Source organism: Rhizobium sp. PAMB 3174 (assembly GCF_052908375.1).
In genome coordinates this window covers 3,462,691-3,489,649 of sequence record NZ_CM128608.1, presented here as the reverse complement: position 1 = coordinate 3,489,649, position 26,959 = coordinate 3,462,691, and the positions used below count along the sequence as shown (strand labels likewise).

Sequence of the window (26,959 nt, the reverse complement as noted above, 5' to 3'; positions counted from 1 at the left end):
GCCATACAGCCACAGATGGTCAAAAAGCGGGTAAATTCGTAAGATTTCGGGATATTTGGACGCGAAATTTTATTCCGAAATCCGCTGCAAATGTCTTCCCGTCGGGCGGTGATCCACCAATAACGCTCCGCCCGACATCATTTCATGCCCTTCACACCGACGAGATCTTCAAGAGGCGGGCGATCTCACCGATGATGCCGCGGCGGAACAGGAGCACGGCGGCGATGAAGGTCACGCCGATGACCACCTGCACCCAGGAGCCGATGCCGGCCAGCTCGTGCTGCAGCGTGACGATGGTGACGGCGCCGATCACTGGCCCGAAGATCGTCCCCATGCCGCCGAGCAGAGTCATCAGGATCACTTCGCCCGACATCTGCCAATGGGCGTCGGTCAGCGAGGCGAACTGGAAGACGACGGCCTTGGTGGCACCGGCAAGACCCGCAAGCGAGGCGGAGATGATGAAGGCGATCAGCTTGAAGCGGTCGACGTCGTAGCCGAGAGAAAGCGCCCGCGGCTCGTTCTCGCGGATCGCCTGCAGCACCTGCCCGAACGGCGAATGGATGGTGCGGTAGATGATCAGGAATCCGGCCATGAAGATCGCAGCGACGAAATAATACATCTGCAGCGGCTGACCGAGATCGATGATGCCGAACAGCGTGCCGCGCGGAATGCCCTGAAGGCCGTTCTCGCCGCCGGTAAAGGGCAGCTGCAGGGCGAAGAAATAGACGATCTGCGCCAGCGCCAGCGTGATCATGGCGAAATAGATGCCCTGGCGCCGGATCGCCAGCGCGCCGATCACATAACCGAGAGCGGCCGCGAAGAGGGCGCCCGTGAGGATGCCGACGAGCGGCGGGAAGCCCCAGACCTTGATCACGTGGCCGGCGATGTAGGCCGCGCCCCCGAAGAAGGCGGCATGGCCGAAGGACAGGAGCCCGGTGAAGCCGATCAGCAGGTTGAACGCGCAGGCAAACAGTGCAAAGCACAGAAGCTGCATGACGAAGACCGGATACAGGAAGAGCGGTGCGATGAGCACGGCAACGACCAGCAACACCCAGAGGATCGCCCGCGCGAGACGCGCCCGCGGCGAAGTTTCCTGGAGCCCCTGCTCGTCGAGCGTGGCGGTTTCGGCGACGGCCTGTTCCATGTTGCCTCCTCGAGCGCTTTCCATCAATTCTGCCGTCCGAACAGGCCGGCGGGCCTGACGAGCAGCACGACGACCATCAGGAAGAAGATCACCGTATTGGCCGCCGGTGCATAGAAGACCTTCGTCACGCCCTCGACGAGGCCGAGCGCGAAGCCGGAGACGACCGCTCCCATGATCGAGCCCATGCCGCCGATCACGACGACGGCAAAGATGACGATGATGAGGTCGGCCCCCATCAGCGGGCTCACCGAGTAGATCGGCGCGGCCAGCACGCCTGCAAGGCCTGCAAGGCCGGTGCCGAAACCGAAAGTCAGTGTCACCATCAGCGGCACGTTGATCCCGAAGGCCTTCACCAGATCCGGGTTTTCGGTCCCGGCCCTGAGCATCGCGCCGATGCGCGTGCGCTCGATCACAAACCAGACGGCGAGGCAGACGAGGATGGAGAAGACGATCGCGAACAGCCGGAATTTCGGGAACATCATGAAGCCGAGGTTGACGACGCCGCGCAGCGATTCCGGCTGGCCGGGGTAGGGTGTGCCGGAGGCCGAGAAGAAGTTGACGAACAGGCCCTGCAGCACCAGCGTCACGCCGAAGGTCAGAAGCAGGCTGTAGATCGGATCGAACTTGTAGAGCCATTTCAACATCGTGCGTTCCAGCAGCATGCCGAAACAGCCCACCAGGATCGGTACCAGCACCAGCGCCATCCAGAAATTCACATGCAGCCCGTCGAGCCCGATCCAGGCGCCGAAATAGGAATAGAGGATCAGCGCCAGGAAGGCGCCGGTCATGTAGAGCGCGCCATGGGCGAAGTTGACGACGTTCAGGAGCCCGAAAATAATGGCGAGCCCCAGACTGAGCATGGCGTAGAAGACGCCATTGTTGAGGCCCAGCATGCCTTGGGCAAGGATCAGCTTTAGCATGAATTAGGCCTCCTCAAACGCTTAGGTAATGGTTGAGCTTGTCCATGCTCGTTTTGACGTCGGCGTGCTCGATCGCATCGATCACCCGGCCGTGTTCGATCACGTAGTGCCGGTCGGCGACTTCCGCGGCAAAGCGGAAGTTCTGCTCGACTAGCACGATCGTGTAGCCCTGGTTCTTCAGCCGGCGGATCGCTTCGCCGAGCGTCTTGACGATGACCGGGGCAAGCCCCTCGGTGATCTCGTCGAGCAGCAGCAGCCGCGCACCGGTGCGCAGGATCCGGGCGATCGCCAGCATCTGCTGTTCGCCGCCGGAAAGCCGGGTGCCCATGCGCCGGCGCACCTCGCGCAGGTTCGGAAACATGCCGTATATGTCGGAAAGGCTCATGCCGCCGTCGCCGACGACCGGCGGCAGCATCAGGTTCTCCTCCACCGTCAGGCTGGCGAAGATGCCGCGCTCTTCCGGACAGTAGCCAATGCGCCCAAGCGGTGCGATCCGGTGGGCCGGCTTGTCGATGAACTCGTCGCCGTTGATGGTGATCGATCCCGTCCGCCGCGACACCATGCCCATGATGGCGCGCAACGTCGTCGTCCGCCCGGCGCCGTTGCGCCCGAGCAGCGTGATCAGCTGGCCTTCGCCAAGCTCGATGTCGATGCCGTGCAGGACGTGGGATTCGCCATACCAGGCGTGCAGGTCTTTGATTTTCAGCATGGGCTTCGTCAGCGTCGCAGTGGTCATGCGCCGGCCTCCTCGGCCTTGATGCCCATATAGGCTTCCATGACGGCGGGATTCTTCGAGACGGTCTCGTACGGACCTTCCGCGAGGATTTCGCCGCGGTTCAGCACGGTGATCTTGTCCGCGAGGTCTGCGACGACGCCGAGATTGTGCTCGACCATGATGATCGTGCGTCCGGCGGAGACCTTCTTGATCAGTTCTGCGACCTGGCCGACATCCTCGGTGCCCATGCCTTGGGTCGGCTCGTCGAGCAGCATCAGCTCCGGTTCGAGGCCGAGTGTCGTGGCGATTTCGAGCGCCCGCTTGCGGCCATAGGGCAGTTCGACGGCATGGACATGCGCGAAACGCTTGAGGCCGACCTGGTCCAGCCGTTCCATGGCCTCGTCGTCGAGCGAGGACAACAGGCTCTTCGACCGCCAGAAATGATAGCTGACGCCCAGCCGCTTCTGCAGCGACAGCCGGACGTTTTCGAGCGTCGTCAGGTGCGGGAAGACGGCGGAAATCTGGAACGAGCGGACGATGCCGTTATTGGCGATATCGACGGGTTTCCAGTGGGTTATGTCCTTGCCGTTGAAGAGAATCTGGCCGGATGTCGGCGTCAGGAACTTCGTCAGGAGATTGAAAACGGTGGTCTTGCCGGCCCCGTTCGGCCCGATCAGCGCGTGGATCGTCCCGCGCTCGATATTGAGATTGACGTTGCGGACGGCATGAAAGCCGCCGAAGCTCTTATTGAGCTGCCTTGCTTCCAGAATGAAATCGCTCATGAAACCGTCCAATCCTGCCGGGTCTTATCCCGATGCCCGGCTTTGCGGAGGAAGCGGCCGGCAAGCCGACCGCTTCTCACATGTTACGCCAGTCTCATCACTTCACAAGCGGGCAGCCGCCGTCGGCAAGCGACGCATAGGCCTCGTCGCCCGGAATGGTGCGGACCACCTTGGCGACGTTCCACGGATCGGAGGCGCCTTCCTGGACCTGCAGCAGGTACATGTCATGCACCAGCAGGCCGTCCTGGCGGATCATGCCGCCCTTGGCGAAGAAGTCGTCGATCTTCTCCTTGCCAAGCTGCTCGCGCACCGCGTCGGCATTGTCCGTGCCGGCGGCTTCGATCGCCTTCAGATAGGCCATCGTCAGCGAATAGTCGGCGGCATGAACGAAGGTCGGCGCCGCGTTGTTGGAGTACTTCATGTACTTCTCTTTCCAGGCGCGGGATTCGTCGTCGAGGTCCCAGTACCAGCCGGTCGTGAAGTTCAGGCCCTTGGCGACGTTGGTTCCGAGGCTTTTCACGTCGGAGATCAGCACCAGCATGCCCGCAAGCTGCTGGCCGCCTTCGACGATGCCGAACTCATGCGCCTGCTGAATGGCGTTGACCGTGTCCTGGCCGGCATTGGCAAGGCCGATGACCTTGGCGCCGGAAGACTGGGCCTGCAGCAGGTAGGAGGAGAAGTCGGTCGTCGCCAGCGGCACGTCCGACGAACCGACGACGGTGCCGCCGAGCTCCTTGACGACGGCCGACGTGTTGTCCTGCAGGGCATGGCCGAAGGCATAGTCGGCGGTGATGAAGTACCAGCTGTCGCCGCCGTTCTTGACCACGGCAGACGCCGTGCCGACGGGCAGGGCATGGGTGTCGTAGCCGTAGTGGATGCCGTACTTGGTGCAGGCCTTGCCGGTGAGGTCGGCGGACGCAGCGCCGGTGGCTATGGTGATGACGCCCTTTTCGGACGCCAACTGCTGGACGGCGAGAGCGACGGCCGAGTTGGTCAGGTCGGTGATCATGTCGACCTTGTTCTCGTCGATCCACTGGCGGGCGGTCGCCGAGGCGATGTCGGCCTTGTTCTGGTGGTCGGCGGAAATGACCTCGATCTTCTTGCCGAGCACGGTGCCGCCGAAGTCCTCGACAGCCATCTTGACGGCGGCGACGGCGCCGTCGCCGCTGAAGCCGGTCGAATAGACGCCGGACATGTCGCCGAGCACGCCGATCCTCACGACGTCATCGGAAATGCCTTCGGCCATGGCGCCGTTGGCGGCCATCAGCAGGGCTGCTGCACTTACGCTTCCATAAAAAAACGACTTCATAGTTCCTCCCTTTCGGTTCATGCGGGATTTTGAAGATCATCCGGTGTTCTTCGTGGTTCTGGCTCCGGAAGGGATAGGCAGGCACCCGCGACGCCCGCGTCTCTCCCGGAAATTGACCGGATCATGCAAGTCGAAACCCTCGAGCCATTCTCTCCCTCGGCTCGCAGCGTTCCGTAATTCCCCTCCGCGTGTCCTCCTCAGGCCTGATCGCGCTGGATGGACCTCAGATATTCGATCATAGCCGAAAAATCCCGGCCTGACCCATTATTGTCCAGAAACTCCCGGTAGAGTGCCAAGGCATGCGCGCCCATCGGGGTTGCCTGGTGAACGTCTTCGGCAGCCTGCTGGGACAGACCGAGGTCCTTGGTCATAAGATCCGCGGCAAAGCCCGGCTTGTAGCCGTTGTCGGCGGGCGACTTGGGACCGACGCCCGGAACCGGGCAATAGGTGTTGACCGACCAGCAGGACCCCGACGACGTCGAGATCACGTCGAAGGCCGCCTGGGCCGACAGGCCGAGCTTTTCCGCGAGCGCGAAGGCTTCGCAGGCGCCGATCATGGAAATGCCGAGCAGCATGTTGTTGCAGATCTTTGCCGCCTGTCCGGCGCCGCCGTCGCCGCAATGGACAACCTTGCCGCCCATGACATTCAGGATGGGCAGGGCCTTGTCGAACGCGGCTTTCGAACCGCCGACCATGAAGGTCAGCGTTCCGGCCGCAGCACCTGACGTTCCGCCGGACACCGGCGCATCGAGCGGCATCAGCCCGGCATTTTCAGCCATGCGATGCGCCTCCCGGGCACTGCCGACATCGATCGTCGAGCAATCGATGATCACGGCACCCTTGTCGGCGGCCGGTACGATTTCGCCGAAGACCTTGAGCGCGATCGGCCCGTTGGGCAGCATGGTGATGATGAAGTCCGCACCGGCTGCGGCCTTCGCGGCGCTGCCTGCGGGATGCATGCCTTCGGCCTTCGCATTCGCGAGCGCTTCGGGTACGGCATCGTAGACGTGAAGTTCATGGCCGGCCTTGGCGAGATTGATCGCCATCGGCAAGCCCATGTTGCCGAGCCCGACAAACGCTACTCTGGCCATTTGAAAGCCTCGTGCGTCATGGGTTCCTCCTCCCGTTCGCATTCCGGTTTGTGCTGTTTCACCGCCGCGGGGCTCCCATCCCGCCGTCCGTGCAGCACACTCCATATCGCAATTCATATATGCGATTGCTTCTGCAAGGCTACGGGCTTGATCGCCATACCATTGTGCGATTATGCTCATACCATGCTCTTTGATTGGGACGACTTACGCTATTTTCTCTCCGTTGCCCGCACCGGACGGCTTACTGCGGCCGCCGGCCGGATGGGGACGGATCACGCCACCGTAAGCCGTCGCGTACGCGCGCTGGAGGAAAAGCTGGGCGCCGCGCTCTTCACCCGCTCGCCGCGCGGATACACGCTCACCGACATCGGCGAGCGCCTGCTCAAGCACGCCGAGGACATCGAAAGCACGGCCGCCCACATCCAGAACGATATTGCCGGCGAGCGCTTTTCGTTGAGCGGCGCGGTGCGCATCGGCGCGCCCGACGGATTTGGAAGTTTCTTCCTGGCGCCCCGCATCGGCGAGCTTGCCGCGCGCAATCCCGAACTCGAACTGCAGATCGTGGCAATGCCGAGGGTCTTCAACCTGTCCAAGCGCGAGGCGGACATCGCCATCAGCCTGTCGCGGCCCGAGCGCGGTCGGCTCTTTTCCCGCAAGCTTGTGGATTACACGCTGCATCTCTACGCGTCGAAGGATTATCTGCGCCGCCACGGCCCGATCACCCGCAAGGAGGAATTCGTCCGCCATCTCCTGATCGGCTATATCCCCGAGCTGATCTACACGCCGGAGCTCGAATATCTCTACGCGGTCGGCGAAAATCTCTCGGCCCGGCTGTCGAGCACCAATCTCATCGCCCAGCTGAAGGCGACGGAGGCCGGGACGGGGCTCTGCATCCTGCCGGATTTCATTGCCGGCGACCTGCCGTCGCTGGTTCCCGTGCTGCCGGACGTGGTCGAGCTGAGGCGCACTTTCTGGCTGATCGCCCACGAGGATTCGCGCGAATCGGCCCGGGTGCAGACGGTCATCCAGTTCATTGCCGAACAGGTGGAGCAGTCGCACCGCGACTTTGTCAGGTCCTACAAACCATCCGCCACGACCGGTAACGTGGCAAGACGCTGATGCGAGTTGATTGCCGCCCCCGGATCGGCTTCAAATGCGGGAAGTTTTGGATTTGGAAGGAGTTTTCGGCATGGTCGCGACGGTGGATCTCAATTCGGACATGGGCGAAAGCTTCGGTGCCTATCGGATGGGCGACGATGAGGCGATGCTCGACATCGTCACCACGGCGAATGTCGCCTGCGGCTTCCATGCCGGCGATCCGATCGTCATGCGCGACACGATCCTCGCCGCCAAGGCGCGTGGTGTCGCCATCGGCGCGCATCCCTCCTTCATGGATCTCTACGGCTTCGGACGGCGGCGGATCGTCGGCGACAGCCCGGCCGATCTCGAAGCGCAGCTCATCTACCAGATCGCCGCGATCCAGGGCATGGCCCGCGCGCTCGGCTGGCCGATCACCCATGTGAAAACCCATGGCGCGCTCAACAACATGGCGGCGGAGGACGCGGATCTGGCGGCCATTTGCGTGCGCGCCGTCAAGGCGGTGGACCCTAGGCTGGTTTTCGTCTGCCTGCCCTATTCGGAAATGACGGCGGCGGCGGAAAAGGTCGGCCTGCCGGTGGTCTGCGAGGTCTTCGCCGACCGGACCTATACGCCCGAGGGACGCCTGACCTCCCGCAAGATGGAAGGCTCGGTGATCCACGACCCCAATCAAAGCGCCGATCACGTGCTCTCTATGGTGCGCGATGGCCAGATTGTGACGACGGCGGGCACGAAGCTGCCGGTCGAGGCAGCGACGGTCTGCGTGCATGGCGACACGCCGGGTGCGGTCGCGATGGCGCGGGCACTCCGCGAGGCGCTGACCGGTGAGGGCATCGCCATCCGGCCCTTCGCCATGCCGGTCGCGCAAATCTGACATTTCGCGCCGCCGGCACCAAGCCTCTTGACGCCGGCCGGCTTTCGCTCCTACCCTTGGCGCATTCACCAGGGGGGTCCCGCAAGGGGCTGAGATTCTGCTGGGCTTTCTTGAAAGCAGCGCAGTGACCCGTTGAACCTGATCCAGTTCATACTGGCGTAGGGACGGTGCTAGCGCTGCAGATGCGACGAAACCCGAAATCCGGGACGTCGCGGGCGTCTTACCATCATTCCGGCTTCGAACTGGGTCTCCAACTTGAAACATTGGAGCCTCAAATGAACATTGCCGCCAAGAATATTACCCCCGACATCACCAAGGGACCGTTGCCCGCTTCCACCAAGGTCTACAAGCCGGGCGAAATCCATCCGCATATCCGTGTGCCGATGCGCGAGATCGCTGTTCATCCGACCGCTGGCGAGCCGCCGGTCACGGTCTATGATTCCTCCGGGCCCTATACGGACCCGGCGCAATCGATCGATATCGAAAAGGGCCTGCCGCGCCTGCGCGCCGACTGGGTGGCCGCCCGCGGCGACACGGAGGAATACGAAGGCCGCGTCGTCAAGCCGGAGGATAACGGCTTTGCCACCGGCGAACGCCTGACGCCGGAATTCCCCAACCTGCAGACGCCGCGCCGGGCCAAGGAGGGCAAGGCCGTCACCCAGATCGCCTACGCCCGCGCCGGCATCGTCACGCCCGAGATGGAGTTCATCGCCATCCGCGAAAATCTCGGCCGCAAGGCGCTGAAGCAAAAGCTTGTCCGCGATGGCGAGAGCTTCGGTGCGGCGATCCCGGATTTCGTCACGGCGGAATTCGTCCGCGAGGAAGTCGCCCGCGGCCGCGCCGTCATTCCCTCCAACATCAACCATCCGGAAGCCGAGCCGATGATCATCGGCCGGAACTTCCTGGTGAAGATCAACGCCAATATCGGCAATTCCGCCGTCACCTCGTCCATGGCCGAAGAGGTCGAGAAGATGGTCTGGGCGACCCGCTGGGGCGCCGACACCGTCATGGACCTGTCGACCGGGCGCAACATCCACAACATCCGCGAATGGATCATCCGCAATTCGCCGGTGCCGATCGGCACGGTGCCGCTCTACCAGGCGCTCGAAAAGGTCGGCGGCATCGCCGAAGACCTGACCTGGGAGGTTTTCCGCGACACGCTGATCGAGCAGGCGGAGCAGGGCGTCGACTATTTCACCATCCATGCCGGCGTCCGGCTCTCCTATATCCCGCTCACCATCAACCGTGTCACCGGCATCGTGTCGCGCGGCGGCTCGATCATGGCCAAGTGGTGTCTGCATCATCACAGGGAGAGCTTCCTCTACGAGCATTTCGAGGAGATCTGCGACATCTGCCGCGCCTATGACGTGTCATTCTCGCTCGGCGACGGCCTGCGTCCCGGCTCGATTGCGGACGCCAACGACGCCGCGCAGTTTGCCGAACTGGAGACGCTCGGCGAACTGACGCAGATCGCCTGGGCAAAGGATTGCCAGGTCATGATTGAAGGCCCCGGCCATGTGCCGATGCACAAGATCAAGGAGAACATGGACAAGCAGCTCGCCGTATGCGGCGAGGCGCCGTTCTATACGCTCGGGCCGCTGACGACCGACATCGCGCCCGGCTACGATCACATCACCTCGGGCATCGGGGCGGCGATGATCGGCTGGTTCGGCACGGCGATGCTCTGCTACGTCACGCCGAAGGAGCATCTGGGCTTGCCGGACCGCAACGACGTGAAGACGGGCGTCATCACCTACAAGATCGCCGCCCACGCCGCCGATCTCGCCAAGGGTCATCCGGCCGCGAAGATTCGCGACGATGCGCTGTCGCGCGCCCGCTTCGAGTTCCGCTGGGAGGACCAGTTCAACCTCTCGCTGGACCCGGAAACGGCCCGCTCCATGCACGACGAGACGCTGCCGAAGGAGGCTCACAAAGTCGCCCATTTCTGCTCCATGTGCGGGCCGAAATTCTGCTCCATGCGCATTTCCCACGACATCCGCGCCGAGGCGCAGAAGGAGGGCATGGAAGCCATGGCCGCGAAATACCGCGAGGGCGGCGACCTCTACATGCCAGTCGATGAGGTGGCGAAATGATGACCCCGCGACAATACCCCCTCTGGCCTGACGGCCATCTCCCCCACAAGGGGGGAGAAAACTTCCGGCAACGCCTGGCCAGTTTGCTATCGCGAGGCGCCGGCGGTAAAGCCCCTCCCCCTCGTGGGGAGGGGTTGGGGAGGGGAAAGACGGAGCTGCGACCATGCGTATCCTGATCAAGGGGGCCGGCGTTGCCGGCCTCACGGCGGCGCATGCGCTGGTCCGACGCGGCCATGATGTGACGATCGCCGAGAAGCAAGCGGCCATCGGCCTTGGTGCCTCGCATTTCGCCGGCGGCATGCTCGCGCCCTGGTGCGAGGGCGAAAGCGCCGACCGGCAGGTCGTCGAGGCTGGAACGATGTCGCTCGAATGGTGGGCTGAGGCGGTCCCGGACGTGGTGGTCCGCAACGGCACGCTGGTCGTCGCGCAACCCCGCGACGATGCCGAACTCGACCGCTTCGCCAGCCGGACCAGCCATTTCGAGCGGATTGGCGAAGAGGAAATCGCCCGGCGGGAGCCGGCGCTCGCCGGACGGTTCCGCCGCGCGCTCTTCTTTAAGGACGAAGCGCATCTCGACCCACGCATGGCGCTCGCCGGGCTTCATCGCGGACTTCTGGAAGCCGGTGCGATCTTCCGCTTCGAAAGCCCGAATTATCCCGACAGCGGCTTCGACCGGGTGATCGACTGCACCGGGGCCGCCCGGATCGGGGCGACCGGCCGGCTTCGCGGCGTGCGCGGTGAAATGCTGTATCTGAGGACCGAGGAGGTCAGCCTGTCGCGTCCGGTGCGGCTGCTGCATCCGCGCATTCCGCTCTATGTCGCGCCGCAGCCCGGCAATCGCTTCATGGTCGGCGCGACGATGATCGAGAGCGATAGCGAGGGGCCGGTCACGGCCCGCTCGGTGATGGAACTGCTGAATGCGGCCTATGCGCTTCACCCGGCCTTCGGCGAGGCCGACCTCATCGAGACGGGCAGCGGCGTGCGCCCGGCTTACGACGACAACATTCCCCGCATCAGCGGAACGGGCCGGCATATTTCCATAAACGGCATGTACCGGCACGGCTTCCTGATGGCGCCCTATCTCGCGGAGACATTGGCGGCGGGGATCGAAAGCCGCCAACCGGCAATGGAGGTTTCGGCATGAAACTGACGATCAACGGCGAAGAGCAGGACATGGCGGCGGAAACGCTGGCGGCCCTTCTGTCAGCGCTCGATTACGAAGGCGACTGGCTGGCGACGGCGGTCAATGGCGAGCTTGTGCCGCGCAGCGAACGCGGAGAGTGCCTGCTTGCCGATGGCGACCGGATCGAGGTCCTGTCCCCGATGCAGGGAGGCTGAGCATGCTGACGCTCTATCAAACGCGGGTCTCCTCGCGCCTGCTTCTCGGCACGGCCCGTTATCCGTCCCCGGCCATCATGGCCGAGGCGGTGAAGGCTTCCCGCACGGAGATTGTCACCGTCTCGCTGCGCCGGGAAACAGCGGGCGGCGCCCGCGGTGGGCAGTTCTTCGACATCATTCGCGACCTCGGCGTGAAGGTGCTGCCGAATACGGCCGGATGCCACACGGTCAAGGAAGCGGTACTGACGGCGAAGATGGCCCGCGACCTCTTTGCCACCGACTGGATCAAGCTGGAGGTGATCGGCAACCACGACACGCTGCAGCCGGACGTCTTCGGTCTCGTCGAGGCCGCACGCATCCTGTCGGGCGAGGGGTTCCAGGTGTTTCCCTACACGACCGACGACCTCGTCGTTGCCGAACGGCTGCTCGAAGCCGGCTGCCGCGTGCTGATGCCCTGGGCCTCGCCGATCGGCTCCGCGCAAGGGCCGGTCAATCCCGCCGCCCTGAAATCGCTGCGCGCCTGGTTCCCCGACGTGCCGCTGATCGTCGACGCCGGCATTGGCCGGCCGTCGCACGCCGCCGCAGTCATGGAACTTGGCTACGACGCCGTGCTGCTGAACACGGCCATTGCCGGCGCAGCCGACCCGGTCGCCATGGCGAAGGCCTTTGCCGACGCGATCGACGCCGGCGCAATGGCCCATGCCGCCGGCCTTCTGGAACCGCGCGCCATGGCGGTGCCCTCGACGCCGGTCATCGGCAGGGCGGTGTTCTCATGAGGCTCGATCCCTTCTACCTCATCGTCGACAGCGCCGACTGGATCGAGCGCCTCGTGCCGCTCGGCGTGCGGCTCGTGCAGTTGCGCATCAAGGACAAGGCGGAGGACGACATCCGCGCCCATATCCGCCGCGCGAAAGCGGTCTGCGAGGTGAATGGCTGCCAGCTCATCGTCAACGACTACTGGCGGCTGGCGATCGAGGAAGGCTGCGACTTCGTTCATCTGGGCCAGGAAGACCTGGCGGAAGCGGACCTCGATGCGATCCGCCGCGCGGGATTGAAGCTTGGCGTCAGCACCCATGACGGCGAGGAACTGGACACGGCTCTCTCGGCCAAGCCGGACTATGTCGCTCTGGGCCCCGTCTACCCGACCATCCTGAAGAAGATGAAATGGGCGCCCCAGGGGCTGGAGCGAATCCGCACCTGGAAGGACGCGGTGGCGCCCTTGCCGCTGGTTGCCATCGGCGGCCTCAATCCGGAGCGGCTGGAGGGCGTCTTCCGGCACGGCGCCGACAGCGCCGCCGTGGTCACCGACATCACGCTCAACGCCGATCCGGAAGCCCGCACGCGCGAATGGATCGAACGGACGGCGCCATGGCGGTAGACACCGCGCCGCGGCTGCTGGTCATCGCCGGCTCCGATTCCTCCGGCGGCGCGGGTGTCGTTCGCGACGTCGAGACGGCGTCCGCCTTCGGCATACGCTGTTCGGTGGCCATCACAGCCGTTACCGCGCAGACGCATGGCGAGGTGCGCGCCGTCGAGCCCATGCCGGCCGCCCTCGCCGAAAGCCAGATTCGCGCTGCCTTTGAGGCTGGCAGTATCGGCGCCGTAAAGATCGGCATGCTGGCGACGGCTGAAATCGTCGATACGGTCGCAAGTTCCTTAGCCGGAGTCAGAAATATCCCGATTGTGCTGGATCCGGTTCTCGTTTCGAGCTCGGGAAAGCCTCTGTTGGAGCCCAATGCGATGCGGCTGCTGGTCGACCGGCTTCTGCCTTTGACAGCGCTGGTGACGCCGAACCTGCCGGAGCTGGAGGCGCTGGCTAGCTTGCTTGGTCTGCCTGTTCACGCTGATGCCACCATCATGGCGCGGGCGCTGCTGGCGAAGGGGGCGGCGGCGGTTCTCGTCAAGGGTGGGCATTCCGAAGTTTCCCATGCCGTGGATACGCTGGTCCGACTGAAAAGCGCGCCGAAGAGTTATGTCTGCCCGCGCTTTCCGGCGACGATGCGGGGCACTGGCTGTATGCTGGCAACAGCCACTGCAGCCGGTCTCGCGCAGGGTGAGACGCTGGAAATGGCGGTGGAGCGTGCGAAGGCCTTTCTGACGAATGCGTTTCGAGCTCAAGCCGCCGGCGGCTGAGACCGGCGATTGACCTTGCAGCTCAGCCGAGTTCGAGCGTCGAAATGCCGAATACGCCGTTCATGTCGATGTCTGGGGCTGGACCACGGTACATCCGCGCGGTGGTGAAGCCTGCGGAAAAGCCGATGTCCATCAAATGGCGCGAGAATTCGGTCTGTGGCGCGGGCACGTCTATGTGGATCGTGTGCCCGCCATAATCGCAGGCGAGATCCTGCAGCAGCGCTTTGGCCGCCGCGTCATCGCAGGCGAAAAGTGGTCCGAGCTTGAAGCCGTCCAGGCATTTTCGCAAAACTCCATAGCCGGCTAAGTTTTTGTCCCGGAGAATCGCGCGCGTCCGGTGTGGCTCGGCGAGCCAGAGGCTCAGGAAGCTTGTGCGAGGGCCGGGGAAATAGGCCCGGTCGAAAGCAATGATGTTCTTAAGGTCATCCTGCTCCCAAACGAGCTGCGTCTGCCCGCTGGGAGATGCGGGAGTGATCCTTCCGCTCCAGCGGACGGTTTCATACACCGGCGCAAACCCCATCGAGGCATAATTCGCCTGCTGCTCCGGAACGCCATCGAGGCCGACCGTGCGACCGGCAAGTGTTGCCATTCCCGCATCCCAGACGCGCCGGCCATAGCCCTTGCCCCTGTGCTCCGGCTTGCAGATGTAGAGGCCGATAAAGCCGAAATCCGGTCCGTAGCGCACGGCTGAAATGCCGGCGGCCACGGCGCCGTCGACGAAGCAGCCGATGAATCCCTCGGGATCCGCTGCGGTGAAGGCTCTCGCGTCGTTGAGGCCGGGGTTCCAGCCTTCTTCGCCCGCCCATGACACCAGTTCGGCGATTTCTTCCGGCGTGAGCGGCCTGACGGTCGGCGAAGACATCGGCGCCTAGCCCGCCTTGCGGTCGGTGAAAAGCCGTGCCGCAACGGCCATCAACGACCGGTCGGACCCGCGCGGCCCGGTCAGCGAAAGGCCGTAAGGCGCGCCTTCGATCCAGCCGGCTGGAAAGGTGACCTGTGGCAGCCCGGCCATTCCGGCAACGCAGAGGAGCTGCATCGCATCGTGGCGATAGCTGTCGAACACGCTGGCGGGCGCATCCAGCCGGAAGGGAGCGTCATGGACTGCCGGCGCAAGAAGAACGCCGTCGCTGCCGAGCAGCGTGTCGATCGCCGTGCGGAACTCTTCACGAAGCGCGATGGCCTCGTTCTCCTGTTCTTCGGTCACGGCCTGGGCGAACGCGACCCGGTCGTCGAGCCCGCGCGCCAGCGGCATGCCGCTTTCGAGGATGAAATCGAGTTGCGACCGCTTGATGTCGCAGGTCTGGACGACGCGGAAAGCCCGGTAGAGCGCCTCCGCTCCACCTTGGGGATAGACGGTGACCATCGCTGCGGGCAGGGCGGAGAAGAACGTGTCGTAGAGCGCCCGGCTCGCCGCCGGCAAGGGTTCGATCATATCGATCGGCTGCAGGAAGCGCGGCGCCTCGGACAGGGCGACCGCATCCGGGTCCAGCAAGACCGCCCCGACCTTCATCAGCGTTTCGCCGTCACGGGCGAAGAAGCCACAGGTATCGAGGCTGGCAGCAAGCTCCATGCAGCCGGCAAGCGGGATGCGGCCGTGCGTCGGACGCAATCCCCAGATGCCGCAAAAGCTTGCCGGGGCGCGGATCGAGCCGCCGGTGTCCGTTCCGAGCGCGATATCGACGAGGCCGCCGGCGACAGCCGAGGCCGAACCGGAGGAGGACCCGCCCGGAATGCGATCGGGCGCGGCCGGATTGACCGGCGTGCCGAAATGCGGGTTCATGCCGTAGAGCGACCAGGCAAGTTCGTCGGTATGCGTCTTGCCGACGAAGCGTGCGCCCGCATCGAGCAGAGCCTGCACGGCGGGCGCGTTGCTGTCCTTGATGTCGCTTGCCGCCAGCTTCAGCGGCGAGCCGCATCCGGTTCTGTATCCCTCGACGTCGAAGAGGTCCTTGACGGCAAGGGTGAGGCCGGCGAGTGGTCCGTCGGCGGCGTTGGCGACCGGAACGGCGGGATAGGGCAGGAAAGCGTGGAGTGGGTCGTGATCAATCAGCATGGCATAGTTGTGGCCCAAAATCAGCCGTCTGCCAACTGCCCGACGCTCCAATGAAACGCTTCGTCCAGGGCTGCGAATTTTTCCGCCTGCCAGCCAAGATAGTCGTCGATGAAGCTTCTGGAAAGCCAAAGCGTCTTTTTCCGGCTTTCGTCGCCCCAGGTCAGGTGCCCGGCGTCCTCGGCCCGCTTGAACATGCGCTTCACGTTCGAAACGGACACCATGTATGTGCGCGCAATGTGGGTGATGGAGATCTGCGCGACGCAGACCCTGTCCTGCTCGTGACGGAAATCGGTGATATGTGACATGAGTTCATGCAATACCATGCCGCCGAGGTCTGAATGCAGGAAGGCGCCTATGCTGTCGGCCGGGTGCCGCCAGACCGGGTTGTTGACCAGCCTCTCCGCGGCACGCGGCTGTGAAAGTCGGAATATCCGGGGCTCGTTCGTGCAGGCCGCAAATCGGTCGCCGCCGTCGAGACGGTCCAGGCCCTTCATGTGGCCGTTGAACCAGCTTTCCATCGCGTCGTAGCTGACATCGGTGATTGTCAGGATCTGAAAGCGCCGGTCGCGATCGTTCGGTATCTTTTCCAGAAACTTGTAAGTCAGCATTTCCTTGATGAACGACTCCGCCGTGTTGCGGCTGACGGCGCCAATCGATGTGGCGATATCGATGAAACGGGAAATCGTCAGGCCGGACAGCGGATCGGCCTCGTTGCGCTCCAGGCAGAGCGTGAACAGGGATTGCGTCATCAGCCATTTGCGATGCGATGCCTTCAGTCTGGCAAGCTTCGGCGTCTCGCGGTGAATGGCGATCAGGTGGCGTGCCAGATCCTGGTCGACTGCCGGGAACGACGGATGGGCGGCAAGCTCGACGGCCGAAAGCGGGCTTCCGTGACGACTTCCGGTGGGCTGAGCGGCGATGGAGGTTGAACTGATCATTATCCTGCACGAAGAGCTGAATGTCTAACGAACGAATCGCGTAATGCGAGCATGGGTCTCCGGCCTCTTTTTGAGCCCGATATCAAGAAAAAGGCCTTTCCGCGAACGTGAGGCCAATTGCTCGATGCCAGTTTCTGAGAAGCCGGGTTTGCAGTCGAAAATTAGAAATTTCCGATATACGACAACCATATACCAAAAATCATAACGTAACGGAAGGTGGGTCATTAGGCCCAAAAATGGTAACTAAAGCGTGTAAATTAAGTGTGGCATGAATGTGGTGAAATCGTGTATTGAATATATAACGGGTTAGAAATTGTTCAGGGGCATGGAATTGGTCGATAAAGCGGAGCGGCTTCAGAATTTGTGCTCAGCATTATTGGGCAATGCTATGGCCATTATTCCGCACGTGGCCAGCAATCAATCAGCTCTCGTCTGGCAAGTGATTGAAGATGTTACTCAATCCTTGCAATATGCATCTTTTGCCGCGTTGCAGAACAATTTGCGTGGCCTTTGTGAAGACATCAAGGTCGAGATCAGTCACCTTCCGTTACGTAAGCTGTCTGTCCGCAATGGATGGATGGAGTGCCTGGACGTTGTCGCCGACACGTTTGAGGCAAAGCATTTCGGTTTGCGCGCCGAGCCACATTTCCAGCGTCACTTCTCCGCGACGAACCTGGCGATCCTTGAGGCGATCTCGCTTCGGTTGCAAAGCGAAGGGATTGTCGAAAGCGACGAGAGTGAGATCGATGAGGCCGTGGAAGCTGTACAGGCCGCCGCAGATGCTGTCATGGGTGCGGGCGTTCTCGAAATCGAGGCTATGGCGCGCATCGACCATTACCTGAAACGGATGATGGCAATCCGCGAAGATTATCATTACTTCGGCGAACAGAATTTCTGGACATTCTTCAACGCGATGTTCTCCACATTCGTGCAGGTCCGCGATGCCATCCAGGCGTCGCAGGATCACGAGATCATCCAGAAGAAGGTTCTGCGCGTCTATTCGATCCTGATCGGCCGCGTCGGGGGCAGTGGCGAATGCGTGCCGCAGCAGCGCGCGGCGCCTGCGCCCGCGCCGAAACCCGCCGTTGCGCCTTTGCAAACCCGCGCCGCGCCTATGGCACCGGCCGCTCGGCCGCGACCCGCGCCGCAGCATCAGGAGGCGCCTCTCCGCAGGCCGGTGCAGCAGGGCACGCCCTTGCAGCAGCAGAAATCGGCAGAAGCCGTGTTTGCGGTGGATTCGCCCGCGACGGAAGGCTGGTTCATGAGAGCCAGCAACAGCAATGTGCCGGAAGAGCGCGAGCGCCCGCCGTCACAGAAATCGCGCTGGGAACAGTCGATCGCAGCCTCGGAAAAGAAGCGCCAGAACCTCACTCCGAGGGAACGGCTCACCAAGCATATCCAGCGCGTTCGCAAGCTGCGCGAAGAGTAAGTCCCGCAAGTTGTGACACGGAGACCGGGACATTCTGCCCGGTCCACCGTTCTTTTCCCAAAATCCAAGATCGTGAAAGCCGACCGCCAGAGGTGTCGGGCTTTGTCGGTCCACGATGTCAGCCGACCACGCTCGGCGTGTAGCCCGCGTCGCGAATGATGGATTCGGCCCGGGCCTTGTCGCCGCCAACACGGACCTCGGCCTTGCCGAGGTCGATTGCCACCGGCGCCTCGGGCATCTGTTCCGCGAGCGCCGACTTTATCGTTCCAACGCAGTGATTGCAGGTCATGTCCGGGACATGAAAGACTGTCGTGGCTGCGGAAGTCTGCGTGCTGTCGCCATTCATGATGGTATCCTTTCTCGATCCGTTCGGCATCACTGACAATGCCGCTTTGGTGAACTTAGGGCTTCCCACCGTAGGAAGGTCAAGTGTGCCTTCAATTTTCCCTTTCCGAAAATCATCCGGCCATCGCTATTGACCTTCCCATTGTGGGAAGGATTATTTTGAGTGCCAATGGGAATTTTCAATGAAAGGAAGGGGACCATGTCTTCTTCGGAAACACTGACGCTGAAGGTTGAGGGCATGTCTTGCGCATCCTGCGTCAAGCGGGTCGAAAAGGCGCTTTCGGCGGTGCCTGGCGTCAAGTCCGCCGCCGTCAACCTCGCCTCGGAAACGGCGCAAGTTCAGTATGACGGCCCTGCCGGCAGCGCGCCGCTCGTCGCGGCGCTGGAGAAGGCGGGCTATCCCGCAGTCGAAGACACCGTGACCCTGGAAATCGAATCCATGACCTGCGCCTCCTGCGTGAAGCGGGTGGAAAAGGCGCTCTCCGCCGTTCCCGGAGTGCTGGATGCGTCTGTGAACCTGGCATCGGAAACGGCGACGGTTCGCTTAGTCGATGGCGCCGTCTCGATACGACAGCTGACGGAGGCATCGGCAAAGGCCGGATATCCCGCGAAGATAAAGTCAAGTGCCACCGCGGACGAGGGCAGGGACCGGAAGGCGAGTGAGGCGGCGGAACTGAGGAAGAAGGCGATCATCGCCGGCCTTCTCACCCTGCCGGTCTTCGTCATGGAGATGGGCGGCCATCTCGTCCCCGCCTTTCACAACTGGCTGCACGCGACGATCGGCATGCAGACGAGCTGGATGATCCAGTTTGTCCTGACCACGATCGTTCTTGCCTGGCCCGGTCGCCGCTTCTTCACGATAGGATTTCCGGCCCTGTTCAAGGCCGCGCCCGACATGAACTCGCTGGTCGCGCTCGGCGCCTCGGCCGCCTGGGGCTTCTCCGTCATCGCGACCTTCTTCCCGGGTCTTCTCCCGCCCGGCACACGCAACGTTTACTACGAGGCAGGCGCGATGATCGTGGTCCTGATCCTCGTCGGCCGTTACCTCGAGGCGCGCGCCAAGGGACAGACCGGCGAAGCCATCCGCAAGCTCATCGGCCTTCAGGCAAAGACGGCGCAGGTAGAGCGTGACGGAGCCTTCGTCGAGGTCTCGATCGATGACATCGTCCCCGGCGACCTCATCCGCGTGCTCCCGGGGCAGAAGATCGCCGTTGACGGCGAAGTCGTCCATGGAAGTTCCTTCGTTGATGAAAGCATGATCAGCGGCGAGCCGGCGCCGGTCGAAAAGCGCGAAGGTGCTGCAGTCACCGGCGGCACGGTCAACGGCACCGGTTCGCTGACCTTCAAGGCCACCAAGGTCGGGGCCGACACCATGCTGTCGCAGATCATCCGCATGGTCGAGCAGGCCCAGGGCGCGAAGCTGCCGATCCAAGGCATGGTCGACCGGATAACCTCGTGGTTCGTTCCGGCGGTCATCGCCGTAGCGATCGCCACCATTGTCGTCTGGCTGATCTTCGGTCCCGATCTCACCTATGCCCTGGTCGCCGGCGTCGCCGTCCTGATCATCGCCTGCCCGTGCGCCATGGGACTGGCCACCCCCACCTCGATCATGGTCGGCAGTGGACGCGCGGCCGAACTCGGTGTGCTCTTCCGCAAGGGTGATGCGCTGCAGTCGCTGCATGAAAGCCGGATCGTGGCCTTCGACAAGACCGGAACGCTGACCGTCGGTCGGCCGGAACTTACCGATATCGTCGTGGCCGATGGGCTGGAGGAAGCGGAAGTCCTCAGCCTCGTCGCATCCCTGGAAAGCCTGTCAGAACATCCGATTGCAGCAGCCATCACCCGCGCAGCGGATGCGAAGGGACTTGCACGCTCGGAAGTGCAAAACTTTGCCTCCGTCACCGGCATGGGGCTGAAGGGCAACATTGATGGCCGCGAGGTCCTGGTCGGCGCGGACAGGCTGTTTGAAGCGGAAGGCATCGATCTTGGCCCGCTCACAGAGACCGGCGCGAAGTTCGGGGCTGCCGGACGCACACCGCTCTACGCCGCAGTCGATGGTCGCGCGGCCGCCGCCATCGGTGTCGCCGACCCGATCAAGCCGTCGGCGCGCGCCACGGTGTCCGCCCTGCACCGGCTCGGGCTGAAGATCGCGATGATCACCGGCGACAACCGGCGCACGGCGGAGGCGATCGCCGCCGAACTGGGGATCGATGACATCGTCGCCGAAGTCCTGCCGGACGGCAAGGTGCAGGCGCTGAAGCGGTTGCAGGCGGCGCACGGCAAGCTTGCCTTTGTCGGCGACGGCATCAACGACGCGCCGGCGCTCGCCAGCGCCGATGTCGGCCTCGCCATCGGCACGGGAACGGACGTGGCGATCGAAAGCGCGGATGTGGTTCTGATGTCGGGCGAGCTCGGCGGTGTCGTCAACGCCTTCGACATCAGCCGGCGGACCATGCGCAATATCAAGGAGAACTTGTTCTGGGCCTTCGGATACAACGTGCTTCTGATTCCGGTGGCCGCCGGCGTTCTCTATCCGGCCTACGGCATCCTGCTTTCTCCGGTCATCGCCGCAGGCGCCATGGCTCTGTCGTCCGTTTTCGTGTTGACCAATGCCCTGCGGCTGCGCTTCGTCCGGCCGGTCCTTGCCGAAACACGTCCGGCGGTGTTGAAAGCTTGACCTGATCGGTCGGATATGGTTGCTGGCGCGCAACAGGAAACCGCTTTCCGCCGGCAGCTCCCGCGTCACACAAATGTCGCTGGAACTGGATAGACGACAGCGCCGCCGGGTGCGCGCTGGACCCGGCCCGAACGCGCGACATTTGGAGCAGGGCATGAAAATTACGGTTGCCGGTCTCGGCTATGTGGGCATTTCCAACGCCATCACGCTGGCGCAGCACAACGAGGTCGTGGGCGTCGATATTTCCGAAAGCCGCGTCGACATGATCAACCGCCGCGTATCACCGCTGGTGGACAAGGAGATCGAGGAATATCTGGCGACGAAGGAGCTCAATCTCCGCGCGACGACGGACATCAACGATGCCTATGCCGGTGCCGATTTCGTCATCATTGGTACGCCGACCAACTACGATCCGGTGACCAACCATTTCGATACCCGCGCCGTCGAGGCGGCGATCCGCGACGCGATCTCGGTCAATCCGGCGGCGACGATCGTCATCAAGTCGACCATCCCCGTCGGCTACACGGACTCGGTCCGCCGATTGTTCAAGTCGGACAACATCATCTTCTCTCCGGAGTTCCTGCGCGAAGGCCGCGCCCTTTACGACAACCTCTACCCGTCCCGCATCGTCGTCGGCGAGCAGTCCGCACGCGCGAAGGTCTTTGCCGACCTTCTGTGTCAGGGTGCCATCAAGCAGGACATCCCGGTTCTCTTCACCGGATCCAGCGAGGCCGAGGCGGTCAAGCTGTTCGCCAACACTTACCTTGCCATGCGTGTTGCCTATTTCAACGAGCTCGACACATATGCCGCGACGCACGGCCTCAATGCCTCCGAAGTCATCAACGGCGTCAGCCTCGACCCGCGTATCGGCACGCACTACAACAATCCCTCCTTCGGCTATGGCGGATACTGCCTTCCGAAGGACACCAAGCAGCTGCTCGCCAATTACAGCGAAGTGCCGCAGAACCTGATCCGGGCCATCGTCGAGGCCAACTCGACCCGCAAGGATTTCGTCGCCGAGAGCGTCATTCGCATGAACCCGCGCGTCGTCGGCATCTACCGCCTGACGATGAAGGCAGAGTCAGACAATTTCCGCGATTCCTCCATCCAGGGCGTAATGAAGCGCATCAAGGCCAAGGGCATCAATGTCGTGCTCTACGAGCCGGCGATGAAGGAAGAGGAGTTCTTCCATTCCCGCGTCGTGCGCGACCTGGAAGAGTTCAAGTCGATGTCGGACGTCGTCCTGGCCAACCGTTTCCATCCGGAGCTCGATGACGTCAAGGACAAGGTCTATACCCGCGACATTTTCGGCGGCGACCTCTAAAGCGCAAAGAAAAGCCGCCACCCGCCGTTGTGGACGGGAGCGGCGGCTTTGCCCGGGCGTCAGTTATGGGCCGATGACGCCCTTTTTCAGGATGATATTGCCGTAAAGCCGCTGTTCGCCGGTCTGGACGATCGCGAAGGCATTGCTTGCGCGTTCGTAGAAGGCGAAGCGCTCCAGCGAGCCGATCTTCGCGGGATTGTCCGCCGTCGAATCGATCAGCGACTGGAACTGCGCCACGACTTCCGGCACCGCGTCAGGATCGCCGACCACCTGCATGGTCAGCGCCGGATCGGGTACAAAGGTGTCGAGCGGCATCACCGTCAGGATCGCCTTCAGCGTATCGGTCGCCGAAATGCCGTCGAGGCGCATGCAGTCGGGGCCAATGCTGGAGCCCGGAAAATTGGCGTCAGCAATGACGATTTCGTCGCCATGGCCCATGGCGCGCAGCGTGTAGAGCAGCTCCGGCGACAGGATTTGCGGAATGTCACGCAGCATGTGAAGTCTCCGTCGGCAGCGGCGCATCGGCACGAACAAGGCCCTGCGATTTCAGGTCGGACCAGAACGCGTCCGGAATGTGGGTTTCCATCAGCTTCGCATTCGCCTTGACCTCGTCGGCGTTGACGGCACCGGGGATAACGGTCTTGACGCAGGGATGGCCGAAGACGAATTGCAGGGCGGCCGCGATCAGTCTCGTGTCGTGCGCCCTGCAAACCTCCTCGATCCGGCGGACCCGCTCCAGGATGGGCTCCGGCGCCGGCGCATAATTGTATTTGGCGCCCTCAATTGCGCCCGTCGCCAGGATCCCCGAATTGTAGGGGCCGCCGAGAATGATGCCGACATCGCGGCGTTCGCAGAGCGGCAGGAAGCTGTCGAGCGCTTCCTGTTCCAGAAGCGTGTAGCGGCCGGCGAGCAGGAAACAATCGAAGTCCCCGAGCCCGAGCAGGCGTTCGCAGACCTGCCATTCGTTGACGCCGGCGCCGATTGCGGCGATTTCCCCGGCGTCGCGCAGTTCGACCAGCGCCTTGTAGCCACCGCCGTCGAAGAGTTCGCGGACCTTTGCGTCGCTCTTTTCCTGCGACCCTTGAGAGAACACGTCGACGTCATGGACGAGCAGGATGTCGGCATTGCGGATGTCCATCCGCTCGCGGCTCGCCTCGTAGCTGCGCATCACGCCGTCATAGGTGTAGTCGAAGACGATGCGCTTCTGCGGCACGTCGACGAAGGCTTCCGGCGTGACTTCGTCCGGCTCGCAGTCGAGAAGCAGCCGGCCGATCTTCGTAGACAGCTGAATGTTGTCGCGGCCGAAAACCTTCATCGCCTTTCCGAAGCGTTCCTCCGAGCGCCCGAGCCCGTATTGCGGCGCGGTGTCGAAATAGCGCACGCCGACGTCATAGGCAGCCAGAAGGGCGGCCTGGGCGTCCTCGTCGCTGACCTTGCGGTAGAGATTGCCAAGCGGCGCGCCGCCAAACCCCATGCGGGTCAATGGCACGGGCGTCTTGGTTCTCCCGTTGAGGAGACGGATGTCGGATGGTTTCATGATGTCCTCCCGTGGGGCATTCTGGTTGTTGCTGCCGCCCTATTTCGGGCGGAAGAATTCGGGGTGTTGCTTTTCCAGCGGGTCGAAACGGCTGACCAGCTGGCTGAGATGGAAGCGGAGTGAAGCCTGCGCCTTTTCGGCGTCGCCCTCGCGGATCGCCTCCAGCACCTCCCTGTGCTCGGCGATGACTTCTGCCGATCTGCCCGGCGAGGGAAGAAGCAGTATGCGTGGACGCTTCAGCTTCAGCGAGATGGTCGCGACGGCGGCAGCGAGGCCGGGGAAACCGGTAAACTCCATCATCAGCGCGTGAAACGCCTCGTCCTCCTTGTAGAAGCCCGCCTGATCGTTGTCTTCCGCGAGAAGCTCCATCAGGCGCAGGTTGCGGGTCAGCTGTGCCAGCTGCTCGGGTGTTCTCTCGGTCGCGACCTTGGCCACGGCGGCAAGCTCCAGCGCCTCGCGCATGAAGGCGGCTTCGCGGATTTCGTCGATGGAGAAGCGCGATACGCGCGTGCCCGACTGCGGAATGACGTCGACGAGCCCTTCGGAGGAGAGGCGGGCGATCGCTTCCGACACGGGCGAGCGCGAGACGCCGAGTTCCTCGCAGATCACGCTCTTGCGCAGCACCGCGCCCGGCGGAACCGCCAGCGACAGGATCGCATCGCGAAGCGACTGATAAACCCGCTGCGCCAGTGAACCGGGCAGGTCTGAAATGGCCGTCAATGATGCGGCATCCAGCGTTTCCGTCATGTCCCGAATTGTCCTCCTGCTGACTAACATGTTAGTTGACAGCTCTTCCAAGTCAAGCTACCTCTTGTTCAATCCCGAACTTGAATACGGGACGAGCATGGGAGGAAGTTTCCGGATGAACGCTGCCGCGAAGATCATTCGTCTGCAGGCTGACGATAACGTCGTGATCGCGCTTGACGATCTGGCGGCCGGCAGTGTTGTCGAGGGTGTGACGCTCTCCCAGGCCGTCCCGCGCGGACACAAGATCGCGACGATTGCGATTGCGGCCGGCGAAAACGTGCTGCGCTACGGTCAGATCATCGGCCAGGCCAAGCAGGACATCGCCGCCGGCGAACATGTTCATGTGCACAATCTCGGCATGGGCGAACACACCCAGGATTACGCTTTCGCAAGCCGGAATACTCCGCTGCCGGAGATCACCGAAAAGCGCACCTTCATGGGTTACCACCGCGCAGACGGAAAGGTCGGCACCCGCAACTACATCGGCATCCTGACGTCGGTGAACTGTTCCGGCTCGGTCGCCCGGTTCATCGCCGAGGCGGCCGAGAAATCCGGAATGCTCGATGCCTTCCCGAATGTCGACGGCATCGTGCCGATCGTCCACGGTACCGGCTGCGGCATGTCCGGCAAGGACGAGGGCTACGCCACCCTGTTCCGCACGCTCTCCGGCTATGCGCAGAACCCGAATTTCGGCGGCATCCTCCTCGTCGGCCTTGGCTGCGAGGTCATGCAGATCCCCGATCTCGTCGGTGGTCGCCGCATCCGCAAGGACGGCATGTTGCGCTACATGACGATCCAGCACGAAGGCGGCACCCGCAAGACGATCGAAAAGGGTCTGGAAGAATTGCGCGGCGTGGCCGAATTCGCCAATCGCGCCGTCCGCAGCCCGGCGCCGGTTTCCGAAATCGTCATCGGCATGCAGTGCGGCGGCTCCGACGGCTATTCCGGCATCACCGCCAACCCGGCGCTCGGCTATGCCTCAGACTTGCTGGTTCGCCACGGCGGCACCACCATCCTCTCTGAAACCTCCGAGATCTACGGCGCCGAGCACCTGCTGACGAGCCGCGCCGAGACTGTCGAGGTCGGCGAGAAGCTGATCGAGCGCATCCGCTGGTGGGAGGATTACACCGCCCGCAATGGCGGCGAGATGGACAACAACCCGTCGCCTGGCAACAAGCGCGGCGGCCTGACCACCATTCTGGAAAAGTCGCTGGGCGCGGTCGCCAAGGGCGGCACGGCACCGCTGCGCGGTGTCTACAAGTTCGGCGAGAAGATCGACCAGAAGGGCTTCGTCTTCATGGACAGCCCCGGCTTCGACCCCTGTTCGGTCACCGGCCAGGTCGCGTCCGGCGCCAACCTGATCGTGTTTACGACCGGCCGCGGCTCGGTCTCCGGCTACAAGCCGACGCCCTGCATCAAGCTCGCCACCAATTCGGAAATGTACGAGCGGATGAAGGACGACATGGACTTGAATTGCGGCGACATCGTTACGAATGGCGTCAGCATCGAGGAGAAGGGTCGCGAACTCTTCGAACTGATCATCCGGGTCGCCTCAGGCGAAGAAACGAAAAGCGAGGAACTGGGCTTTGGCGGGGCGGAATTCGTGCCCTGGCAAATCGGCGCGGTCATGTAGACGCCGGGCTCGGGGAGGAGTGGTATGAGACTGAAAGACAAGACCATCCTGATCACGGCAGCCGGCCAGGGCATCGGCAAGGCGTCCGCCCTTGCCTGCGCGGCCGAAGGCGCGAAGGTGATCGCGACCGACATCAATGCCGAGACGCTGGCCGCACTGGCCAAGGAAAATCCCGCCATCGAAACGCGTCTTCTGGACGTGACCAAGCCGGCCGACATCAAGGCGCTTGCCGCCGAATTGCCGCCGCTGGACGGTCTCTTCAATTGCGCCGGCTTCGTCCATCACGGCTCCATTCTGGACGTGAGCGACGAGGACTGGGCCTTTTCCATGGACCTGAACGTCACCGCCATGATGCGCATGTGCCGCGCGCTTCTGCCGGGCATGATCGAGCGGGCCCAGGTGACCGGTGCCGTCTCGATCCTCAACATGGCGTCCATGGCGTCTTCGATCAAAGGCTTCCCGCTGCGCGCCGTCTACGGGGCGAGCAAGGCCGCCGTCATCGGCCTGACGAAGGCGATCGCTGCCGATTTCGTCAAGCAGGGCGTGCGCTGCAATGCGCTCTGCCCGGGAACTGTCGACACGCCGTCGCTGCGCGGCCGCATCGCGTCCGCCGCCGATCCGGTGCAGGCGGAGAAGGACTTCATCGCCCGCCAGCCCATGGGCCGGCTGGCGACCGTCAGCGACATCGCGCCGATGGTCGTCTATCTTCTCTCCGACGAAAGTCGCTTCGTCAGTGGTCAGGCATTGCTGGTTGATGGTGGTGTGACGATCTGACGAAG

General features: G+C 63.1%; 26 protein-coding genes and 1 riboswitch. Of the genes, 13 read left to right on the top strand and 13 right to left on the bottom strand.

The window, feature by feature from the left end; genetic code table 11:
* Positions 1-151: 151 nt before the first annotated feature.
* From ACU5AY_RS16835 to mmsB, 6 genes are all read right to left on the bottom strand, one after another.
* Positions 152-1,144: a branched-chain amino acid ABC transporter permease gene (locus tag ACU5AY_RS16835; protein ID WP_446827062.1), complete on the bottom strand. Its 993-nt coding sequence runs from the start codon at positions 1,142-1,144 to the stop codon at positions 152-154.
* A gap of 23 nt (positions 1,145-1,167) precedes the next feature.
* Positions 1,168-2,064, bottom strand: a complete 897-nt coding sequence (locus tag ACU5AY_RS16830) for a branched-chain amino acid ABC transporter permease (RefSeq protein ID WP_446827061.1) — start codon at positions 2,062-2,064, stop codon at positions 1,168-1,170.
* A 13-nt stretch (positions 2,065-2,077) separates the two neighbouring features.
* Positions 2,078-2,800: an ABC transporter ATP-binding protein gene (locus ACU5AY_RS16825; protein ID WP_446825824.1), complete on the bottom strand. Its 723-nt coding sequence runs from the start codon at positions 2,798-2,800 to the stop codon at positions 2,078-2,080.
* Positions 2,797-3,561, bottom strand: coding sequence for an ABC transporter ATP-binding protein (locus ACU5AY_RS16820; RefSeq protein WP_446825823.1), 765 nt, complete (start codon positions 3,559-3,561; stop codon positions 2,797-2,799). The genes ACU5AY_RS16825 and ACU5AY_RS16820 overlap by 4 nt, the downstream gene beginning before the upstream one ends.
* Before the next feature lie 97 nt (positions 3,562-3,658).
* Entirely contained in the window at positions 3,659-4,870 is a 1,212-nt protein-coding gene (locus ACU5AY_RS16815; RefSeq protein ID WP_446825822.1) for an ABC transporter substrate-binding protein, read from the bottom strand.
* A 197-nt stretch (positions 4,871-5,067) separates the two neighbouring features.
* A complete protein-coding gene (mmsB, locus tag ACU5AY_RS16810) occupies positions 5,068-5,961 on the bottom strand; it encodes a 3-hydroxyisobutyrate dehydrogenase (protein WP_446827060.1) in 894 nt (297 codons plus the stop codon).
* A 183-nt stretch (positions 5,962-6,144) separates the two neighbouring features.
* Here mmsB and ACU5AY_RS16805 point away from each other — a divergent pair, with 183 nt between their 5' ends.
* From ACU5AY_RS16805 to ACU5AY_RS16770, 8 genes are all read left to right on the top strand, one after another.
* On the top strand, positions 6,145-7,080 hold the full coding sequence (locus tag ACU5AY_RS16805; RefSeq protein ID WP_446827059.1) for a LysR family transcriptional regulator: 936 nt from the start codon (positions 6,145-6,147) through the stop codon (positions 7,078-7,080).
* 70 nt (positions 7,081-7,150) lie between these two features.
* Positions 7,151-7,933 carry a LamB/YcsF family protein gene (locus ACU5AY_RS16800; RefSeq protein ID WP_446827058.1) on the top strand — a complete coding sequence of 261 codons (783 nt, stop codon included), beginning with the start codon at positions 7,151-7,153 and terminating at the stop codon, positions 7,931-7,933.
* A 60-nt stretch (positions 7,934-7,993) separates the two neighbouring features.
* A riboswitch (TPP riboswitch) is annotated at positions 7,994-8,116 on the top strand.
* A 92-nt stretch (positions 8,117-8,208) separates the two neighbouring features.
* On the top strand, positions 8,209-10,026 hold the full coding sequence (gene thiC, locus ACU5AY_RS16795) for a phosphomethylpyrimidine synthase ThiC (protein ID WP_446827057.1): 1,818 nt from the start codon (positions 8,209-8,211) through the stop codon (positions 10,024-10,026).
* Between the two features lie 163 nt (positions 10,027-10,189).
* Positions 10,190-11,170 (top strand): glycine oxidase ThiO, encoded by a 981-nt coding sequence (gene thiO, locus ACU5AY_RS16790; RefSeq protein WP_446827056.1) that lies wholly within the window; start codon positions 10,190-10,192, stop codon positions 11,168-11,170.
* Positions 11,167-11,364 (top strand): sulfur carrier protein ThiS, encoded by a 198-nt coding sequence (gene thiS / locus ACU5AY_RS16785; RefSeq protein WP_446827055.1) that lies wholly within the window; start codon positions 11,167-11,169, stop codon positions 11,362-11,364. The genes thiO and thiS overlap by 4 nt, the downstream gene beginning before the upstream one ends.
* Before the next feature lie 2 nt (positions 11,365-11,366).
* A complete protein-coding gene (locus tag ACU5AY_RS16780; protein ID WP_446827054.1) occupies positions 11,367-12,140 on the top strand; it encodes a thiazole synthase in 774 nt (257 codons plus the stop codon).
* A complete protein-coding gene (locus ACU5AY_RS16775; protein WP_446827053.1) occupies positions 12,137-12,742 on the top strand; it encodes a thiamine phosphate synthase in 606 nt (201 codons plus the stop codon). The genes ACU5AY_RS16780 and ACU5AY_RS16775 overlap by 4 nt, the downstream gene beginning before the upstream one ends.
* Entirely contained in the window at positions 12,733-13,497 is a 765-nt protein-coding gene (locus ACU5AY_RS16770) for a hydroxymethylpyrimidine/phosphomethylpyrimidine kinase (protein WP_446827052.1), read from the top strand. The genes ACU5AY_RS16775 and ACU5AY_RS16770 overlap by 10 nt, the downstream gene beginning before the upstream one ends.
* 22 nt (positions 13,498-13,519) lie before the next feature.
* Here the strand turns inward: ACU5AY_RS16770 and ACU5AY_RS16765 are convergent, their stop codons facing one another.
* From ACU5AY_RS16765 to ACU5AY_RS16755, 3 genes are read right to left on the bottom strand one after another with little or no spacing between them, the layout of a single operon-like run.
* The gene (locus tag ACU5AY_RS16765; RefSeq protein ID WP_446827051.1) at positions 13,520-14,308 is read right to left on the bottom strand and encodes a GNAT family N-acetyltransferase; all 789 of its coding nucleotides are present in this window, start codon (positions 14,306-14,308) and stop codon (positions 13,520-13,522) included.
* Positions 14,309-14,365: 57 nt separating this feature from the next.
* Positions 14,366-15,550: an amidase gene (locus ACU5AY_RS16760; protein ID WP_446829043.1), complete on the bottom strand. Its 1,185-nt coding sequence runs from the start codon at positions 15,548-15,550 to the stop codon at positions 14,366-14,368.
* Positions 15,551-15,570: 20 nt separating this feature from the next.
* Positions 15,571-16,488 carry a hypothetical protein gene (locus ACU5AY_RS16755; protein ID WP_446827050.1) on the bottom strand — a complete coding sequence of 306 codons (918 nt, stop codon included), beginning with the start codon at positions 16,486-16,488 and terminating at the stop codon, positions 15,571-15,573.
* A gap of 325 nt (positions 16,489-16,813) precedes the next feature.
* On the opposite strand from ACU5AY_RS16755, the gene ACU5AY_RS16750 reads away from it, so the two are divergent.
* Positions 16,814-17,917, top strand: coding sequence for a hypothetical protein (locus ACU5AY_RS16750; protein WP_446827049.1), 1,104 nt, complete (start codon positions 16,814-16,816; stop codon positions 17,915-17,917).
* A gap of 118 nt (positions 17,918-18,035) precedes the next feature.
* Here the strand turns inward: ACU5AY_RS16750 and ACU5AY_RS16745 are convergent, their stop codons facing one another.
* Positions 18,036-18,263: a heavy-metal-associated domain-containing protein gene (locus tag ACU5AY_RS16745; RefSeq protein WP_446825808.1), complete on the bottom strand. Its 228-nt coding sequence runs from the start codon at positions 18,261-18,263 to the stop codon at positions 18,036-18,038.
* A 198-nt stretch (positions 18,264-18,461) separates the two neighbouring features.
* Between ACU5AY_RS16745 and ACU5AY_RS16740 the strand changes: the two genes are divergently transcribed.
* The gene (locus ACU5AY_RS16740) at positions 18,462-20,939 is read left to right on the top strand and encodes a heavy metal translocating P-type ATPase (RefSeq protein WP_446827048.1); all 2,478 of its coding nucleotides are present in this window, start codon (positions 18,462-18,464) and stop codon (positions 20,937-20,939) included.
* Positions 20,940-21,093: 154 nt separating this feature from the next.
* Positions 21,094-22,263: a nucleotide sugar dehydrogenase gene (locus ACU5AY_RS16735; RefSeq protein ID WP_446825806.1), complete on the top strand. Its 1,170-nt coding sequence runs from the start codon at positions 21,094-21,096 to the stop codon at positions 22,261-22,263.
* A 63-nt stretch (positions 22,264-22,326) separates the two neighbouring features.
* Here ACU5AY_RS16735 and ACU5AY_RS16730 read toward each other — a convergent pair whose 3' ends face one another.
* Genes ACU5AY_RS16730 through ACU5AY_RS16720 form a run of 3 tightly spaced genes read right to left on the bottom strand, consistent with a single transcriptional unit; the run spans position 22,327 to position 24,547 of the window.
* The gene (locus tag ACU5AY_RS16730) at positions 22,327-22,758 is read right to left on the bottom strand and encodes an RbsD/FucU family protein (RefSeq protein WP_446827047.1); all 432 of its coding nucleotides are present in this window, start codon (positions 22,756-22,758) and stop codon (positions 22,327-22,329) included.
* Positions 22,748-23,800, bottom strand: coding sequence for an aldo/keto reductase (locus tag ACU5AY_RS16725; RefSeq protein WP_446827046.1), 1,053 nt, complete (start codon positions 23,798-23,800; stop codon positions 22,748-22,750). The genes ACU5AY_RS16730 and ACU5AY_RS16725 overlap by 11 nt, the downstream gene beginning before the upstream one ends.
* 39 nt (positions 23,801-23,839) lie before the next feature.
* Complete coding sequence (locus tag ACU5AY_RS16720) at positions 23,840-24,547, bottom strand: GntR family transcriptional regulator (protein WP_446827045.1); 708 nt, start codon at positions 24,545-24,547, stop codon at positions 23,840-23,842.
* A gap of 115 nt (positions 24,548-24,662) precedes the next feature.
* On the opposite strand from ACU5AY_RS16720, the gene ACU5AY_RS16715 reads away from it, so the two are divergent.
* Together ACU5AY_RS16715 and ACU5AY_RS16710 are read left to right on the top strand one after the other, a co-directional pair.
* On the top strand, positions 24,663-26,180 hold the full coding sequence (locus ACU5AY_RS16715) for a UxaA family hydrolase (RefSeq protein ID WP_446827044.1): 1,518 nt from the start codon (positions 24,663-24,665) through the stop codon (positions 26,178-26,180).
* A 24-nt stretch (positions 26,181-26,204) separates the two neighbouring features.
* Entirely contained in the window at positions 26,205-26,954 is a 750-nt protein-coding gene (locus tag ACU5AY_RS16710) for an SDR family oxidoreductase (RefSeq protein WP_446827043.1), read from the top strand.
* The last annotated feature ends 5 nt before the right edge of the window (positions 26,955-26,959 follow it).